Below are 1,260 nucleotides of genomic sequence, written 5' to 3' on the forward strand. Positions count from 1 at the left end.
ACGCGGAGTGGGAGAGCAGGCCGGTGGAGACCGGCCCGTCCGGCTCGGGCCGGGGTGCGTCCAGCGGGCCCGGGACCTGGTCCTTCGTGGGGTGCAGCGTGTAGTTCCAGTCGCCGTGGAAGTCGTGGCGGGTGATCGGCAGGGCCTTCATGGCCGTGTCGCTGACCTCGACACCGGTGGGGTAGCGGCCGGTATCGAGTTCGGCGTGCACGCTCAGCCCGGTCCGGGTGGTGGTGGCCGCGATGCTCTCGACGATGACTTCATGGCTGGTCAGCGGCTTGCCGCGCCAGTTCATCGTGATGTGGCAGAACAGCCGGTGCTCAATCCGGTTCCACTTCGAAGTCCCTGGCGGTAGGTGGCACACGGTGATCGGCAGACCGGTCTCCGCTGCCAGGGCGGCGAGTTCGGTCTTCCAGGCGCGCGTGCGGTAACTGTTGGAGCCACCCGCGTCGGCGGTGATCAGCAACCGTCCGGCCTGCGGGTAGGCGTCGCGGCCGGCGCCGTTCCACCAGCGGCGGATGGACTCCACGGCGAAGGCGGCGGTGTCGTGGTCAGTGCCGACGTTGACCCAGCCGGTGTTCGCCACCAGGTCGTAGATCCCGTACGGCACAGCCTTCCCGAGCTCCCTGTCCGGGAAGTCATGGGTGCCGACCCGTACCGGGTCGCCCTTCGGGCGCCACTGGCGGCCGGCGTTCTTATACGGCCCGACGCGTTCCTTCTTCTTGCAGTCCACGCTGATCACCGGGTCCCCGGCCTGCTGGAACACGCTGGCCTGCTCGTTGATGTACTGGAACTGGCCGTCCCGGTCGGGGTGTTGTTTGCCTTCTATGGTTTTGGCGTTGCCCTGCAGACTGAAGCCGTCTTCGCGCAGCAGGTCGCCGACGACGTCCGCGCAGACGCGGTGGCCCTGGCGGGTGAGTTCGGTGGCGAGGTTGCGGGTGGACTTCGTGGTCCAGCGCAGGGGTGACATCGGATCACCGCGCATGTCCGGCTCGACCAGGGCCAGCAGCGCGGCGCGCAAGCCGGGATCGAGGTCGACAACCCGCTTGCGTCCCCCACCTGGCCTGCGTACGCGCCCCAACGGGGCTTGGCCGGAGTCGAGTTCGCTCACACCCAGCGACACGGTGGCCTCGCGGATCCCGGCAGCCCGGGCGACCAGCCGGATCCCACCATGACCGATCGCCCGTGCTTCCGCCCCCATCAACAGGCGCCGCTGCCGCTCGTCAAGGTGCGGGAAGATCGCCTCGAACTTGGCCGCCA

Annotated in this window: 1 protein-coding gene; it reads right to left on the reverse strand. The window is 69.0% G+C overall.

Translation table 11 applies throughout. The features are described from left to right. Positions 1–1,260: ISAzo13 family transposase (locus E7Z54_RS19170; RefSeq protein WP_431188815.1), on the reverse strand; the 1,260-nt coding region annotated here is incomplete at both ends.

The sequence above is a fragment of the Nocardioides sp. genome (assembly GCF_004803405.1).
Classification (GTDB): Bacteria; Actinomycetota; Actinomycetes; order Propionibacteriales; family Nocardioidaceae; genus Nocardioides; species Nocardioides vastitatis.